Annotated in this window: 13 protein-coding genes and 2 tRNA genes; 4 read left to right on the top strand and 11 right to left on the bottom strand. The window is 51.4% G+C overall.

Features of this window, described 5'->3' with window-relative positions:
• Positions 1-180: 180 nt before the first annotated feature.
• On the top strand, positions 181-1,113 hold the full coding sequence (gene kdgK, locus AC2A06_RS10480; RefSeq protein ID WP_484380220.1) for a 2-dehydro-3-deoxygluconokinase: 933 nt from the start codon (positions 181-183) through the stop codon (positions 1,111-1,113).
• 97 nt (positions 1,114-1,210) lie between these two features.
• On the opposite strand, the gene ilvC is transcribed toward kdgK, so the two are convergent.
• Positions 1,211-2,686, bottom strand: coding sequence for a ketol-acid reductoisomerase (gene ilvC, locus AC2A06_RS10485; RefSeq protein ID WP_484380221.1), 1,476 nt, complete (start codon positions 2,684-2,686; stop codon positions 1,211-1,213).
• Between the two features lie 223 nt (positions 2,687-2,909).
• On the opposite strand from ilvC, the gene ilvY reads away from it, so the two are divergent.
• Entirely contained in the window at positions 2,910-3,791 is an 882-nt protein-coding gene (gene ilvY, locus AC2A06_RS10490; protein WP_484380222.1) for an HTH-type transcriptional activator IlvY, read from the top strand.
• 14 nt (positions 3,792-3,805) lie between these two features.
• Here ilvY and AC2A06_RS10495 read toward each other — a convergent pair whose 3' ends face one another.
• The 7 genes from AC2A06_RS10495 to ilvL all read right to left on the bottom strand — a co-directional run bounded on the left by AC2A06_RS10495 (position 3,806) and on the right by ilvL (position 11,400).
• Positions 3,806-4,507 carry a DUF2461 domain-containing protein gene (locus tag AC2A06_RS10495; RefSeq protein ID WP_484380223.1) on the bottom strand — a complete coding sequence of 234 codons (702 nt, stop codon included), beginning with the start codon at positions 4,505-4,507 and terminating at the stop codon, positions 3,806-3,808.
• A 286-nt stretch (positions 4,508-4,793) separates the two neighbouring features.
• Positions 4,794-6,338, bottom strand: coding sequence for a threonine ammonia-lyase, biosynthetic (gene ilvA, locus AC2A06_RS10500; protein WP_484380224.1), 1,545 nt, complete (start codon positions 6,336-6,338; stop codon positions 4,794-4,796).
• A gap of 5 nt (positions 6,339-6,343) precedes the next feature.
• Entirely contained in the window at positions 6,344-8,194 is a 1,851-nt protein-coding gene (ilvD, locus tag AC2A06_RS10505; protein WP_484380225.1) for a dihydroxy-acid dehydratase, read from the bottom strand.
• A gap of 120 nt (positions 8,195-8,314) precedes the next feature.
• Complete coding sequence (locus tag AC2A06_RS10510; protein ID WP_473196523.1) at positions 8,315-9,241, bottom strand: branched-chain amino acid transaminase; 927 nt, start codon at positions 9,239-9,241, stop codon at positions 8,315-8,317.
• Positions 9,242-9,262: 21 nt separating this feature from the next.
• Entirely contained in the window at positions 9,263-9,520 is a 258-nt protein-coding gene (gene ilvM, locus AC2A06_RS10515) for an acetolactate synthase 2 small subunit (protein ID WP_023489247.1), read from the bottom strand.
• Positions 9,517-11,163, bottom strand: coding sequence for an acetolactate synthase 2 catalytic subunit (ilvG, locus tag AC2A06_RS10520; RefSeq protein ID WP_484380226.1), 1,647 nt, complete (start codon positions 11,161-11,163; stop codon positions 9,517-9,519). Before ilvG ends, ilvM begins: the two co-directional genes overlap by 4 nt.
• A 138-nt stretch (positions 11,164-11,301) precedes the next feature.
• Positions 11,302-11,400: an ilv operon leader peptide gene (gene ilvL / locus AC2A06_RS10525; protein ID WP_071681478.1), complete on the bottom strand. Its 99-nt coding sequence runs from the start codon at positions 11,398-11,400 to the stop codon at positions 11,302-11,304.
• 381 nt (positions 11,401-11,781) lie between these two features.
• Here ilvL and AC2A06_RS10530 point away from each other — a divergent pair, with 381 nt between their 5' ends.
• Entirely contained in the window at positions 11,782-13,305 is a 1,524-nt protein-coding gene (locus AC2A06_RS10530; protein WP_484380227.1) for a YifB family Mg chelatase-like AAA ATPase, read from the top strand.
• 26 nt (positions 13,306-13,331) lie between these two features.
• Here AC2A06_RS10530 and AC2A06_RS10535 read toward each other — a convergent pair whose 3' ends face one another.
• Positions 13,332-13,670 carry a MaoP family protein gene (locus AC2A06_RS10535; RefSeq protein ID WP_116731982.1) on the bottom strand — a complete coding sequence of 113 codons (339 nt, stop codon included), beginning with the start codon at positions 13,668-13,670 and terminating at the stop codon, positions 13,332-13,334.
• A gap of 119 nt (positions 13,671-13,789) precedes the next feature.
• Between AC2A06_RS10535 and hdfR the strand changes: the two genes are divergently transcribed.
• The gene (hdfR, locus tag AC2A06_RS10540) at positions 13,790-14,644 is read left to right on the top strand and encodes an HTH-type transcriptional regulator HdfR (protein WP_484380228.1); all 855 of its coding nucleotides are present in this window, start codon (positions 13,790-13,792) and stop codon (positions 14,642-14,644) included.
• Between the two features lie 415 nt (positions 14,645-15,059).
• On the opposite strand, the gene AC2A06_RS10545 is transcribed toward hdfR, so the two are convergent.
• Positions 15,060-15,135, bottom strand: a tRNA-Trp gene (locus AC2A06_RS10545).
• 9 nt (positions 15,136-15,144) lie between these two features.
• Positions 15,145-15,221 (bottom strand) — tRNA-Asp (locus AC2A06_RS10550).
• Between the last annotated feature and the right edge of the window lie 36 nt (positions 15,222-15,257).

Consider the following 15,257-nt stretch of genomic DNA (forward strand, 5'->3'; position numbering starts at 1 on the left):
TACGGTTAAAACGCTCGCAATGTGAAAGGTGATGATGATATAGGTACCCCATCAACGGGTTTTCTGATCAGGCTCATAAAGCGATTAAAACGGTGTTTTATTTCTATTGACTCGATTCTGCCTTACGTTGAGACTATAGCCATAGCCTCAACCAGACTCATTGTGAAACCAGGAATTCTCATGAACAGCAAAAACCTCGCCGTTATTGGCGAATGCATGATCGAATTGTCGCAAAAAGGCGCTGACCTCAGCCGCGGATTTGGTGGTGACACGCTTAATACCGCCGTTTATATCGCTCGTCAGGTGCCACAACAAGCACTGAACGTCCACTATGTCACCGCAGTGGGTACTGATAGTTTTAGCCGGGAAATGCTACAAGCCTGGCAACAGGAGCAGGTGAAAACCGACCTGGTACAGCAGTTGGACAATAAACTGCCTGGGCTGTATTTCATCGAAACTGACGCCAGCGGTGAACGCACCTTCTATTACTGGCGCAATGATGCTGCCGCCCGTTACTGGCTAGATAGCCCACAAGCAGAGAGCTTGTGCGCGCAATTAGCAAAATTTGATTACCTTTACCTCAGTGGTATCAGCGTCGCGATTCTTAACCCTGCCAGCAGGGAAAAACTGTTGGCCTTGTTACGCCAATGCCGCGCCAATGGCGGCAAAGTGATTTTCGATAACAACTACCGACCACGCCTGTGGCAAAGCAAGGAAGAGACTCAACAAGTTTATCGTGATGTCCTCTCTTGTACCGATATCGCTTTCCTGACATTGGATGATGAAGATTTACTGTGGGGCCAACAACCGGTTGAGCAGGTGGTGAACCGTACCTGCGGCTTTGGTGTCAACGAAATCGTGATTAAACGCGGGGCGGATTCTTGCCTGGTGTTCAGTGCAGAGGGTAAGGCTGATGATGTGCCAGCAGTCAAATTGCCCAAAGAAAAAGTCATTGATACTACCGCGGCAGGGGACTCCTTCAGCGCCGGTTATCTGGCAGTACGCTTGACCGGTGGTGATGTCGTTAGTGCCGCCAAACGCGGTCACCTGACGGCTAGCACCGTGATCCAATACCGTGGGGCCATCATTCCCCTTGAAGCCATGCCACAGTAACTTTCTGTTATCTGAAAATAGATAAGGCCAGCAATGATGCTGGCCTTGTTATTTATACTGCCTCAAATGCGACAGCATAGATCATGATAGCTGAAGGTTAGCCTGCAACCGCGATACGCTTCATATCGGTCATATAGCCACGCAGTTTGCGGCCAATAGACTCGATTGGGTGATTACGCACGGCTTCGTTCACATCACGTAACTGCGCATTATCAACGGCAGTACCCGTCACTGGCTTGCCCAAATCACCCGCTTGCAGGGTAGTCATAAACTCTTTCAGCAATGGCACTGCCGCATAAGAGAATAGATAGTTACCATATTCTGCGGTATCAGAGATAACCACGTTCATTTCATACAGACGCTTACGTGCGATAGTGTTAGCAATCAGTGGCAGCTCGTGCAGTGATTCGTAGTAAGCAGACTCTTCGATAATGCCGGAATCAACCATAGTTTCGAAAGCCAGCTCAACCCCCGCCTTCACCATAGCGACCATCAACACGCCGTTATCGAAATACTCTTGTTCACTGATTTTTCCAGCAAACTGCGGGGCAGTTTCAAACGCTGTTTTACCGGTTTCTTCACGCCAGGTCAGCAGTTTGACATCGTCTGCTGCCCAGTCAGCCATCATACCGCTGGAGAATTCACCAGAGATGATGTCATCCATATGCTTTTGGAACAATGGCGCCATAATGCCCTTCAACTGCTCAGACAGCGCATAAGCACGCAGTTTTGCCGGGTTGGACAGGCGATCCATCATCAATGTGATCCCGCCTTGCTTCAACGCTTCGGTGATGGTTTCCCAACCGAACTGAATCAGTTTTTCTGCATAAGCTGGGTCAGTACCTTCAGCCACCAGCTTGTCGAAGCACAGCAGTGAGCCGGCTTGCAGCATACCGCACAGAATGGTCTGCTCACCCATCAGGTCAGATTTGACCTCAGCAACGAAGGAAGACTCCAGCACCCCGGCACGGTGGCCGCCAGTCGCTGCGGCCCATGCCTTGGCAATGGCCATCCCTTCACCTTTAGGATCATTTTCCGGGTGAACCGCAATCAGGGTTGGCACACCAAAACCACGCTTGTATTCTTCACGGACTTCAGTACCTGGGCACTTAGGAGCAACCATCACTACCGTGATGTCCTTACGGATCTGCTCCCCCACTTCAACCACGTTGAAACCATGGGAGTAACCCAGTGCCGCACCGTTCTTCATCAATGGCTGTACCGCACGCACCACAGCAGAGTGCTGCTTGTCTGGAGTCAGGTTGATCACCAGATCGGCTTGTGGGATCAGTTCTTCATAAGTACCGACCTTGAAGCCATTCTCGCTCGCTTTACGCCATGAGGCACGTTTCTCATCGATAGCTTCTTTACGTAAGGCATAGGCGATGTCTAAACCTGAATCACGCATGTTCAGACCCTGGTTCAGACCCTGTGCGCCACACCCGACAATCACCACTTTTTTCCCTTTCAGGTAACCCGCTTCATCAGCAAATTCATCACGGCCCATAAAACGGCACTTACCCAATTGCGCCAACTGCTGACGCAGGTTCAATGTGTTGAAATAGTTAGCCATCGTGCTACTCCGGTTAAATTTTGTCTTGTTCCCCTTGTCTTTCCCCTGGCTGTGGTAACGCCATCAGCTAAAAGGGAAATCCATAGGGTCTAGGTTTTTATCCCCGTACCGTAGTGCGGGGGCGATTGAGTTCACTGTATAACAGGAATTGCATTGCTTAAATTGATATATTACGAATGTGATATTGCAATTTATGCAAGGTTTCTGCTGCGAGTGTACTGATATGGACTTACGTGACCTAAAACTGTTCCTGCATCTTACTGAAAGTCATCACTTTGGTCGAACCGCCAAAGCCATGCACGTCAGCCCCTCCACGCTCTCTCGCCAGATCCAGCGGTTGGAGGAATTCCTTGGACAACCGCTGTTTTTACGAGACAACCGCACCGTGCAATTGACCGATGCGGGTGAACAGCTAAAAGTTTTCGCCCAACAAACACTACTACAATATCAGCAATTAAAACATGCTATTGGGCAACATGGCCCGTCGTTAAGTGGCGAACTGCGTCTATTCTGTTCAGTCACTGCCGCTTACAGCCACCTGCCACCGATCCTTGATCGCTTCCGTGCGAAACACCCACTGGTAGAAATCAAGTTAACCACCGGTGATGCCGCCGATGCGGTAGACAAAGTGCAATCTAATGAAGCTGATCTCGGCATCGCTGGCCGACCAGAAACGTTACCGACCAGCGTGGCGTTCACCCAAATCGGTGAGATCCCGCTGGTCCTGATTGCACCGGCACTCCCCTGTACTGTGCGTACCCAGGCTTTTGCCGAACAACCAGACTGGGCCAATATCCCCTTTATCCTGCCTGAACACGGCCCCTCACGAAAACGGATTGAACTGTGGTTCCGCCGCCAGCACATCACCAACCCATTGATCTACGCCACGGTGGGGGGGCATGAAGCGATTGTCTCCATGGTGGCGTTAGGCTGCGGCATCGCCTTGATCCCTGGCGTAGTGGTCGATAACAGCCCAGAACCGGTGCGCAACCGTATTTCTCTCTTGGGGAATGTTTCGATGGTTGAACCATTCGAATTAGGGGTCTGTGTGCAGAAAAAACGCCTTAACGAACCACTGATTGAGGCGTTTTGGCATTTACTGTGATGGGTGATCGGGAGCTATAAGTCTTCTGGGGAGATCTGTTTCATCGCCTCCACCTGCATCAACCACTGGTAAAGCGGCTCCAATTGCTGGAAACCTTGCGCCAAGAGGGAAACCAATTCAGCGCTGAACAGTTTCTCTACTTGAACGTCGGTGACCATGACCGCAAAGGATTTACGGTTATACCAGGTGGCAATATCTGTCGCCTGATCTTTGACCAGTGGACGTTTGTAGCTTTCCCCCACCAGCTCAAACGGCGCTCGGCAACACTCTGCTGCGCCTAAAAACTGCTGTGGCCGGCGTTGTAGCGTATGGCGAAACAGATCCATCGTCGGTTTGTTGGCACAATAATAACCCAACCCATAGCGCAGCATATCTGGACCCAACTCGAAGAAATAGGCAGGAGCATCCTTCCAGTCCTTGCTGGCACGCTTGAACGTTAACCACAGACGGCTACGGTAACGGGATTTGTCATGGGAAAAACGCGTGTCACGGTGGATGCGCGACAACGTTTTGCCAATGGCTGGGCGCGTTTCAAACTGTGGGTCAATCATCAACATCGTCGGCGCAAGGGCAGCCACCAGCTGACGAAACGGCATTAATAACTCATGGTCATAGACATCTCGATGGGCGTCAAACCACGCTTTATCATTCTCGATTCGCACCTGTTGCAGAAAATTCAGCCCTTGCTGGCTAAAGCCGGTGAATTCACTGGTCATATTGTTGTCCTTGCTTTATACCCGTCGCCAATGAAACTGCAGGGGTGTTGACTACGCTCGTTCGCCCTAGTCACATAGTTATCTATGCTCCCAGGGAGTTATGAACCTCTTCCATGAGGTTCACCCTACGGGCCAACGCAAGCGTTGTTCAAATCGGTTCCTGACCGATTTGTCGCTCACTTGTCGCGTTACTCGGCACAAGGCCTCGCCCTAAAGGGCCAGCGCAAGCGCTGTTCAAAACGCCCTGCGTTTTGTCCTGCAACTTTATTGAACTTGGGTATAGATGTTATCCCTGCAGAAAGAAACTGAATGCCGGGTTATTGGTTTCATTGTGGCAATCGTAACCCAAGGCGGTCAGATGTTGTTCAAACTCCGGCTCGTTTTGGGAAAGCTCAAAACCTGCCAGTACGCGGCCAAAGTCAGTACCGTGGCTACGATAGTGGAACAGGGAAATATTCCAGTAAGTCCCCAAGGTTTGCAAAAACTTAAGCAGTGCCCCTGGCGATTCCGGGAATTCGAAACTGTACAACCGCTCATGCAACGGTTTTGTCGGGCGGCCCCCCACCATATAGCGTACATGCAGTTTCGCCATCTCATCATCAGACAGGTCCACTACCTGATAACCCCCATGGCTTAACAGATCAATGATCTCCTGACGCTCAACACGCCCTCGGGTCAATCGGACCCCGACAAAGATACAGGCGTTGCGAGCATCCGCGTAACGGTAGTTAAACTCGGTTACTGAGCGACCGCCCAATAACTGACAAAACTTCAGAAAGCTCCCTTTCTGCTCGGGGATGGTCACGGCCAACAGAGCTTCACGCTGTTCACCTAATTCGCAACGTTCAGAGACATAGCGCAGGCCGTGGAAATTCACATTGGCACCAGAAAGAACATGCGCCAGCCGTTCACCCTGAATATGGTGCTGCTGCACATACTTCTTCAACCCCGCCAACGCCAAAGCTCCCGAGGGCTCAGCAACCGCTCGCACATCTTCGAACAGATCTTTCACAGCAGCGCAGATGGCATCACTATCAACGGTGATCACATCATCGAGATACTCACGGCACAAACGGAAGGGTTCATCACCAATACGTTTTACAGCGACCCCTTCGGCAAACAGGCCAACACGCGCCAGATCAACCGGGTGACCCGCATCCAATGCGGCACGCAAACAGGCAGAGTCCTCTGCCTCCACGCCAATCACTTTGATTTGTGGCATCAACTGTTTGATCAGTACTGCCACCCCAGCGGCCAAGCCGCCGCCGCCAACCGGTACAAAAACCCGATCCAGATGGGCATCCTGCTGCAACAACTCCATGGCCAGCGTACCCTGCCCGGCAATCACCGCCGGATGATCAAAGGGGGGTACAAAAGTCATACCCTGTTGCTCGGCAAGTTCAATCGCCTTGGTTTTGGCTTCATCAAAATTGGCACCATGCAACAGCACTTCACCACCGAAACCACGCACCGCATCAACTTTGATATCAGCGGTGGCGACTGGCATCACAATAAGGGTACGGATCCCCAGGCGGTTACCGGAAAACGCCACCCCTTGCGCATGATTACCCGCAGAAGCCGTGATTACACCACGGGCTCTTTGCTCATCATTCAGGCTGGCAATCATCGCGTAGGCCCCACGCAATTTGAAGCTATGCACTGGCTGGCGGTCCTCACGCTTGACCAGAATGGTATTACCAAGGCGTAAAGAGATTTTGTCCATTGGCTCTAACGGGGTAACCTGCGCCACCTCGTAAACGGGCGAGCGGAGAACCGCTCGCAAATATTCCGCGCCACAAGGAGCTTCGGGTAAGGGTTGAGATACCGCCATCGTCATTAGCCTCCTAGCTTGCTTTTATCACGGACCGCACCTTTATCAGCGCTGGTCGCTAACGACGCATAAGCACGTAGCGCATAGGACACCTGACGCTCACGGGCTTTCGGTGTCCAAGCTGCTTCACCACGAGCCAGTTCCGCCTGACGACGCGCCGCCAGAACACTCTCTGGGACATCCAGCACCATACTGCGTTGCGGAATATCAATGTCGATCATGTCGCCCTCTTCGATCAACGCAATCAAGCCGCCATTGGCCGCCTCAGGGGAAACGTGACCAATTGATAAACCGGATGTACCACCGGAGAAGCGACCATCGGTGATCAACGCACAGGCTTTACCTAACCCCATGGACTTCAGATAGGTTGTCGGGTAGAGCATTTCTTGCATGCCCGGCCCGCCTTTTGGCCCTTCGTAGCGAATAACCACCACATCACCGGCCACCACTTTGCCCCCCAGGATAGCCTCAACGGCACAGTCCTGGCTCTCATACACTTTTGCCGGCCCACGGAATATCAGGTTGTCCTTATCCACACCCGCGGTTTTGACGATACTGCCATCTTCTGCCATATTGCCGAACAACACCGCCAGTCCACCTTCCAGGCTGAACGCATTCTCCAGCGAGCGGATGCAACCCTCAACACGATCATCATCCAAGGTATCCCAACGGCAATCCTGCGAAAATGCCTGAGTAGTACGAATACCTGCTGGCCCGGCGCGGAACATCTTTTTCACGGCATCATCTTTGGTCAGCACGATGTCGTATTTTTCCAATGTTTCAGGCAGCTTCAACCCCAGGACGTTGTTGACATCACGGTTTAGCAAACCGGCACGGTCCAACTCCCCCAGAATCGCCAATACACCACCAGCGCGGTGCACATCTTCCATATGGTATTTTTGCGTACTGGGTGCCACTTTGCACAAGTGCGGTACCTTGCGGGAGAGCCGGTCTATATCCGCCATGGTGAAATCAATCTCACCTTCCTGCGCCGCTGCCAGCAAGTGCAGAACGGTGTTGGTGGAGCCACCCATGGCAATGTCCAACGTCATGGCGTTTTCGAATGCCGCCTTGTTGGCGATACTGCGTGGCAGTACGTTGGCATCATCTTGCTCGTAGTAACGTTTGCATAAATCAACGATGCGCCGCCCCGCATTCAGGAACAGCTCTTTACGATCAGCGTGAGTCGCCAGCAGCGACCCATTACCCGGCAGTGATAAGCCAAGCGCTTCTGTCAGGCAGTTCATTGAGTTAGCGGTAAACATGCCCGAACAGGAACCACAAGTTGGGCAAGCAGAACGCTCGATTTGTTCACTGTCAGCATCGCTGACATTTGGGTTGGCCCCCTGGATCATCGCATCGATCAAATCCAGCTTGATGATTTGGTCTGAAAGTTTGGTTTTCCCCGCTTCCATTGGGCCACCTGAAACAAAGACTACCGGAATATTGAGGCGCAGTGAGGCCATCAGCATTCCTGGGGTGATCTTGTCACAGTTAGAGATACACACCATGGCATCAGCGCAATGGGCATTCACCATATATTCCACGGAATCAGCAATCAGCTCGCGGGACGGCAGAGAGTAAAGCATGCCACCATGGCCCATAGCGATACCATCATCCACGGCGATGGTATTGAATTCCTTGGCTACCCCACCAGAAGCTTCTATCTGTTCCGCGACCAATTTGCCCAGATCACGCAAGTGCACATGGCCTGGAACAAACTGGGTAAAGGAGTTGACCACCGCAATAATCGGTTTACCGAAATCAGCGTCGGTCATCCCCGTGGCGCGCCACAAAGCGCGAGCTCCCGCCATGTTGCGGCCGTGGGTGGTGGTGGCAGAACGGTACTTAGGCATGCTTTCTTTACTCCAAATATATTATTTATATCCCCCAAGTGACGTCGAAAGGGCGACAAGCCGTCACTGACATCAACTTGGGTATAACCACGGCATCTTGACGATGCGGCGGACAGTTTGTTATTGATTCACCGGATCCAACCAGCCGTATTTATCGTCGGTCTTGCCGGTAAACAGGCCAAAGAACGCCTGCTGGATCTGTTTGGTGATAGGGCCACACTTGCCGATCCCTACCTGAATGCCATCCACACTACGTACCGGGGTAATTTCTGCCGCAGTACCGGACATAAACACTTCGTCGGCCAAATATAACGACTCGCGGGAAAGCACCTGTTCACGGACTTCAAAGCCCATATCTTGCGCCAGTTTAATGATCGCATCACGGGTGATACCCGGTAGAGCAGAAGAGGTAAACGGCGGGGTAAACAGGACACCGTCTTTCACTTCAAACAAGTTCTCCCCCGCCCCTTCAGAGATATAACCATGAACATCGAGTGCAATGCCTTCCTGATAACCATGGCGGCGAGCTTCACTGCCCACCAGCAAGGAGGAAAGATAGTTGCCACCGGCTTTAGCAGCGGTAGGTAGCGTATTGGGTGCCACACGGTTCCAGGAAGAGACCATCGCATTAATACCTTGGTCCAATGCATCCTCCCCCAGATAAGCCCCCCAAGGGAATGCAGCAATAATCACGTCAGTTTTATAGCCATCTGGCGGATTGACCCCCATCCCCACATCACCAATAAACACCAGCGGACGAATATAAGCACTCACCAGATTGTTTTTACGCAGTGTTGCTCGGCAGGCTTCCATCAGTTCATCGACAGTTTGCGCCACTGGCATACGATAAATTTTTGCCGAATCATGCAGACGTTGCATATGTTCACGATGGCGGAAGACAACCGGGCCCAGATAGGAATCATAGCAGCGTACACCTTCAAACACCGAGGTCCCATAATGCAACGCATGTGACATTACGTGTACCTTGGCATCCGCCCAGGGAACCATATCGCCATTGAACCAAATGTAATCGGCTTTCTTGGTCATGTTCTATTCCTTCTTGCGCCATCAGGCACGTATCTGTTGTGCGGTTTGCTGCTGGATCTCAACACTGGAGATATCCATCAACTTACTTAACTGGGATGACAGTAAATCTACAGGACGTTGGCTGGCAACTGTCAATTCAATATTAATTTCGTCGCCGTTAATTTCTGTTGCCATATTCATCGCGCAGACCTGGAAACCACGATGACGTACAACGCGCAGTACCCGCTCTAATGTTTCAGGGCGGAAGCGGGCCTGGATCGAGAGTTGATGCTGCATCATGATACTTTCTCCAACATGGTTTCGTTACCTGCACCTGGCGGGACCAATGGCCAGACGTTCTCAAGTTCATCAATGGAAACCTGCAACAGATAAGGCCCTTGGCTGTTAAATAAAGCGTCAAGTGCGTCTGCAACCTGATCTTTGCGGGTAATGCGTTGGCCCGGGATACCGAATGCGCTGGCCAGAATCAGAAAATCGGGGTTATCGGAAAGGTTGGTTTCGCTGTAACGTCCATCAAAAAACAGTTGTTGCCACTGGCGAACCATCCCTAAACGCTGGTTATCCAGTAACACAATCTTCAACGGCAACTGTTTTCGTTTTATCGTCCCCAGCTCTTGCACATTCATCATAAAAGAACCATCTCCAGAGACACAGATCACCGTATCTTCCGGACGCGCCATCTGGGCACCCACCGCCGCAGGAATACCAAAGCCCATGGTCCCCAATCCACTGGAAGTAATGAAATTCTCTGGCCGCGTGAAGCTCATGTGCTGTGCTGCCCACATCTGGTGCTGACCCACATCGGTTGTGACGACGGCGTTAGCAGGCATACGTTCAGACAATTGTTTAAGTAACAGCGGGGCGTAGATGGGTTGGCCGGGGTGATCATAGCGCCAAGGATGGGTTTCTTTCAGTTCCGCTATTCGTTGCAGCCAAGGGGAGATATTCAACGGTTGCTGCAATACCGGCAGCAATTTTTTCAAATCCCCTTGTAGAGCAACATGCGCCTGACGTAGTTTGCTCATCTCCGCGGGGTCAATATCCATATGGATCACCTTGGCCTCGGGCGCGAAAGTATTCAGCTTGCCGGTCACCCGATCATCAAAACGAGCACCAACCGCAATCAACAAATCGCACTCCTGGACAGCAAAGTTGCCGGCTTTAGTCCCGTGCATACCCAACATGCCAAGGTAGTATGGAGAATTGGCATCTGCAGCCCCCAAGCCTTTCAAGGTCACCACGGTTGGGATTTGTGTAATAGCAGTGAACTCGCGCAGTTCCGCTACTGCCTGTGCTATGCCGACTCCGCCCCCCACATACAGCATCGGCTTTCTCGCTTGTGTCAGCAATTGTGCCGCAGCAGCCAGTTCAGCGGTGGGCTGCGCCAGTGTATCTTCCACCGGGCTCAAATGAGGCGGTAAATCGCCTTGTGCTAATTGGATATCTTTGGGGATATCGATCAACACCGGGCCAGGACGGCCACTGGTAGCAATGGCAAAGGCTTCCGTCATAATACCTGGCAGGGCTTCCAGCGACTCCACCAGAAAACTGTGCTTGGTACAAGCCAAAGAAAGACCCAGAACATCGACTTCCTGAAACGCGTCGGTACCAATAAACGCAGAACCTACCTGACCCGTGATGGCGACCACCGGTACTGAATCAAGCAGCGCATCGGCCAAACCGGTGATCAGGTTAGTGGCCCCAGGGCCGGAAGTCGCAATACAGACCCCCACTTTACCGCTGGAGCGGGCGTAACCAATCGCCGCAATCACTGCCCCCTGTTCATGACGGCATAGTAAGTGTTCGACTCCACCATCATATAGCGCATCGTACACTGGCATGATAGCCCCACCCGGATAGCCGAATACCGTATCCACGCCTTGAGCTCGCAATGCTTGAACTACCCACTGGGCACCATTCATGGCTGTTTCCTCACATTGCTGTGGGAAGTGCAGTTTATTCTGTGACTCATCCTCTGCTCCTTATGTCCTTTTCTTTCGGCATAAAAAAACCCCCGAACTTTTGGGTACGGGGGTTATCTTGCGATTCCGGCTTGTTTTCTAAGCCTTTCTTCGTCCAAGTGCCGCCCCGCACGGTGGGATAATAATCACCACCACACTAATCACGACTAGGCTAATCACTTGGGCTAGGGCTTTCATAATCGAGTTGTTCACTGTATTCATCTTGAACCGATGTATACAGAGTTATCACAGTCACGAGTGAAATGGCAACTTTTTTTTGCGCTATTATTCGACTCAAACTAAAAACACCGGATAAAAACTGCCATAAATTCAATCAATAAAGCGGGATAGTGGCCTGCTATTCCTGCCCCCGAAAATACCTGGCAATAGTGAAAACTCAACAGTGCCGAACCCTAAACCCGCTAGCGACTGACCTCACATGCGAACTGCTTAGAAAAAACCTAGCAGCTCACAGCAATAAATCAATTTTGATTTCCTGTTACTTCGCAAGTTAATCACACGCCAACAGCCAGCGCCTGAGACATCGCGCATGATATTGCCATCAGCAAGGAGAATAATATGTCACTGGCAGTCATTTATACCCGCGCCATAATCGGTGTGCAGGCGCCCTCGGTCATGGTAGAAGTTCATATCAGTAATGGCTTGCCTGGCCTCACCTTGGTTGGCCTACCGGAAACAACAGTAAAAGAGGCCCGTGATCGAGTACGCAGTGCATTAATCAATAATGGGTTCACCTTCCCCGCTAAGCGCATCACCATCAACCTGGCCCCGGCTGACCTCCCCAAAGAAGGGGGGCGTTATGACTTGCCTATTGCATTAGGTATTCTCGCCGCGTCACAACAGCTCCCCAAAGATAAGCTGGCTGATTACGAGTTCCTCGGCGAATTAGCGCTTACCGGTGCATTACGCGCCGTCTACGGGGCCATTCCCGCCGCAATTGCGGCAACTGAGGCCAAGCGCGAACTGATTTTGGCCACCGCTAACGGTAAAGAGACCGGGCTACTGCCAAACAACCAAACCCGCGTAGCGGAACATTTACTGGATGTCTGTGCATTCTTGCAGGGTAAAAAAGAACTCGCATTCGCTGTTGCGCAGCCTACTAGCCCAATCTCAACTGAAGGTGCAGACCTGCAGGAGGTTATCGGCCAGGAACAAGCTAAACGAGCACTGGAAATCGCGGCAGCGGGTGGCCATAACCTATTGCTGCTCGGCCCACCAGGTACCGGCAAGACCATGCTGGCTAGCCGTCTTAATGGACTATTACCCCCATTAAGCGACCAGGAGGCACTGGAAAGCGTCGCCATTGCCAGTTTATTGCATAACCCAGATGAAACCTTACCCTGGCACCAACGGCCATTTCGTGCCCCACACCACAGCGCATCAATGGCCGCATTGGTTGGTGGCGGAACGTTACCACGCCCCGGGGAGATATCGCTGGCCCATAATGGCGTGCTGTTTCTTGATGAGTTACCGGAATTCGAACGCCGGGTACTGGATGCATTGCGTGAACCCCTGGAATCCGGTGAAATTATAATTTCACGTGCTGCGGCCAAAGTGCGGTTCCCTGCCAGGGTACAATTGATTGCCGCAATGAACCCTAGCCCAACCGGGCACTACCAAGGCGTTCATAACCGCACACCACCACAACAGATCTTACGTTACCTCGGGCGGCTCTCAGGCCCCTTTCTTGATCGATTTGATTTATCCATTGAAGTACCACTATTACCGCCAGGTATGCTCGGTAAGCAGCGCCATGCTGGGGAAAGCAGCCTACAGGTCCGCCAGCGAGTATTACAAGCACGCGAGCGCCAACTGGAACGGGCAGGGAAAGTAAACGCGTTATTGAACAATCGTGAAATAGACCGCGATTGTCATTTACTCACCGCAGATGCGGAGTTTTTGGAAAAAACGCTAAATAAACTGGGATTATCAGTTCGTGCCTGGCATCGAATATTGAAAGTGGCTCGCACGCTGGCAGATTTGGCAGGGGAAAAAGATATCGATAAACGCCACCTCAGTGAAGCGCTGAGCTACCGCAGAATGGATCGCCTGTTGCTACAATTGCACCGTAGCCTGGCGTAAAAATGGGGCCGAGGGCCCCATGATGATTAATCGTCGCTTTCAGTGTAGTCTTCTACCGCATCAGCCTGTGGTTTGCCACCAGACAGGGTATGGAATTTTTTCGGGCGGCGAATACGCGCCAGATATTTCGACCATACTTTTTCTTGTTCCGTCACCGGTTCACGCTCGCCAAGACACACAGCAACGAACTGCCGCTCCTCTTCGGTCGCTGGCTGGCGTTTACCAGAATCCAACTCATTGAACGCATACCCAAAGCGCTCTAGCAATTGCGCTTCTTTAATGGTGAAATCGCCGTGACGGGAAAACCCGCGAGGATAGTGTTTATTATCAAAAAAACGATTGTTCGTGATGAAGCTATCCGCCATCTGACACGCTCCTAATTCTCTTATAGCCTTGCTACTTATGGCGCGGAGTATTAGATAGGCTTGAGACTGTGTAAAACAAAACATTTAAATCTTAACGACAAAAAAAATTGGAGATGGGTGTGGATACCGAATTACTGAAAACCTTTCTGGAGGTCAGTAGAACGCGTCACTTTGGCCGAGCAGCGGAATCCCTATACTTAACGCAATCTGCGGTAAGTTTTCGTATCCGCCAGCTTGAAAATCAATTAGGTACGAATTTATTTACCCGACACCGTAATAACATCCGTCTGACGCCCGCCGGGGAACGATTGTTACCCTACGCAGAAGACCTGATGAATACCTGGCAACTGGCAAAAAAAGAGGTCGTTAGATCGCTACAGCACACTGAACTGTCGATAGGTGCGACAGCAGCGCTCTGGGAGGCCTGCTTGACCCCTTGGTTACAATCACTCTACCAGCAGCGTGAAGCCCTACAGCTTGAAGCCAGGATAGCGTTACGCGACTCACTGGTAAAACAACTCCATGAAAGGCAACTCGACTTACTGATCACCACCGAACCGCCAAAAATGGATGAGTTAGCAAGCCAGTTAATGGGGAACTTCTCGTTACGTCTATTTTCATCGGCATTACACAACAAGCAAACCCCGATGCCTTACATCAAGCTGGAATGGGGAGCCGATTTTCACCAGCAACAAAGTCACATGCTGGAGGGCGATAATATGCCGGTACTTACCACCACGTCAGCACACTTGGCTTACCAATTACTGCAGACCACCGGGGGATGCGCTTTCCTTCCCAGTCAGTGGGAACAAGAGTACCCACAATTGCTCGCGATTGCCGAGGTCCCACCGGTTATTCGTCCGTTGTACGCCGTCTGGCTGCAAAACAGTGATCAGCGGCCATTAATCTCTCAGCTACTGGAAATACCCTTGAACAGTGCCAGCGATACCCAAGCTCATTCAAATGCTGAGTAGGCGGTAAATATGCCATCTAGTGGCGTTTACAAGGTCAAACAACTGTTTACAAGGTCAAACAACTGAGGGAATAAGTTGGCAGATAACCCACTTGCATGCGGTAAAGCAGCAACACTATAAGGTGATTCAAGACAATAAGGTGATTCAAGACAATAAGGGGATTCAAGGATGATGGTTCTAATTTGAACACTGCTTGAGTTATTCCAATAGATCATCGATAAATCAAATGACTAAGTGTTCCCTTATAGCTTGGATGGTGGCAAGAGTTGTATGGTAGCGGGAGCTGGATGGTAGCGGGAGTCTGTTGCTCTCAGGATTTCAAAGACGACTCGCTAAAAAGCCGCTTATCTCTTTATCCATCGCTGAAAAGAGAGATAAAAAAAACCCTTTGCCTAAGCAAAGGGTTTTAAATTTATGGCAGGGGCGGAGAGACTCGAACTCCCAACACCCGGTTTTGGAGACCGGTGCTCTACCAATTGAACTACGCCCCTAAATAAGGGTGGCGGAACGGACGGGGCTCGAACCCGCGACCCCCTGCGTGACAGGCAGGTATTCTAACCAACTGAACTACCGCTCCACCGATTCTTTCACGTTGCATCGCTTATCGCTTGAC

The organism is Serratia sp. HNCC26DJ244, from assembly GCF_057180565.1.

Coding starts and splice junctions, on each gene's coding strand:
- kdgK (WP_484380220.1), top strand. CDS start 181: ATGAACAGCAAAAACCTCGCCGTTATTGGCGAATGCATGATCGAATTG.
- AC2A06_RS10495 (WP_484380223.1), bottom strand. CDS start 4,507: ATGACCAGTGAATTCACCGGCTTTAGCCAGCAAGGGCTGAATTTTCTG.
- ilvG (WP_484380226.1), bottom strand. CDS start 11,163: ATGAATGGTGCCCAGTGGGTAGTTCAAGCATTGCGAGCTCAAGGCGTG.
- AC2A06_RS10510 (WP_473196523.1), bottom strand. CDS start 9,241: ATGACCAAGAAAGCCGATTACATTTGGTTCAATGGCGATATGGTTCCC.
- ilvD (WP_484380225.1), bottom strand. CDS start 8,194: ATGCCTAAGTACCGTTCTGCCACCACCACCCACGGCCGCAACATGGCG.
- ilvA (WP_484380224.1), bottom strand. CDS start 6,338: ATGGCGGTATCTCAACCCTTACCCGAAGCTCCTTGTGGCGCGGAATAT.
- AC2A06_RS10530 (WP_484380227.1), top strand. CDS start 11,782: ATGTCACTGGCAGTCATTTATACCCGCGCCATAATCGGTGTGCAGGCG.
- ilvL (WP_071681478.1), bottom strand. CDS start 11,400: ATGAAAGCCCTAGCCCAAGTGATTAGCCTAGTCGTGATTAGTGTGGTG.
- AC2A06_RS10535 (WP_116731982.1), bottom strand. CDS start 13,670: ATGGCGGATAGCTTCATCACGAACAATCGTTTTTTTGATAATAAACAC.
- ilvM (WP_023489247.1), bottom strand. CDS start 9,520: ATGATGCAGCATCAACTCTCGATCCAGGCCCGCTTCCGCCCTGAAACA.
- ilvC (WP_484380221.1), bottom strand. CDS start 2,686: ATGGCTAACTATTTCAACACATTGAACCTGCGTCAGCAGTTGGCGCAA.
- ilvY (WP_484380222.1), top strand. CDS start 2,910: ATGGACTTACGTGACCTAAAACTGTTCCTGCATCTTACTGAAAGTCAT.